Annotated in this window: 1 pseudogene; it reads right to left on the bottom strand. The window is 37.4% G+C overall.

Annotated features, from left to right (window positions below):
- A pseudogene (gene surA1 / locus FLK20_RS22190) lies at nucleotides 1-121 on the bottom strand (surface antigen protein 1); the annotation flags it as partial.
- Nucleotides 122-541: the final 420 nt, after the last annotated feature.

Genomic DNA, 541 nt, shown 5'->3' with positions numbered 1-541 from the left:
GTGTAGTTAATTGCGCTTCTTGATAATAAGGTCGAGTAAGATAGCTTTCGCGCCAGCGAGAGTCAGAATAGTTATGATCGCCAGCTACCAATTGAGCATGATCTGTATTTTGATCTGTCATCAGAATTCCCTCATATTTTATTGAATTTTATGCTTATATTTTGATTTAGGAAGGTGAGGTCACCTTCCTAAATGATCGACCGCATCAAAGAACAACTACAAACGATTAACGTTGTTGGTTGTTATTTGAGTTTTGTTGGCCAGAATCTTTTTGGTTAGATCCTTGTTGTTGGCCGCGGTTATCNATTGAGCATGATCTGTATTTTGATCTGTCATCAGAATTCCCTCATATTTTATTGAATTTTATGCTTATATTTTGATTTAGGAAGGTGAGGTCACCTTCCTAAATGATCGACCGCATCAAAGAACAACTACAAACGATTAACGTTGTTGGTTGTTATTTGAGTTTTGTTGGCCAGAATCTTTTTGGTTAGATCCTTGTTGTTGGCCGCGGTTATCATTTTGCTGTTGTTGCTGGTTA

The sequence above is a fragment of the Oceanobacillus sp. CFH 90083 genome, assembly GCF_009389585.1.
Taxonomy (GTDB): Bacteria; Bacillota; Bacilli; order Bacillales; family Amphibacillaceae; genus Oceanobacillus.
This window is presented reverse-complemented; position numbering and strand designations above follow the sequence as displayed.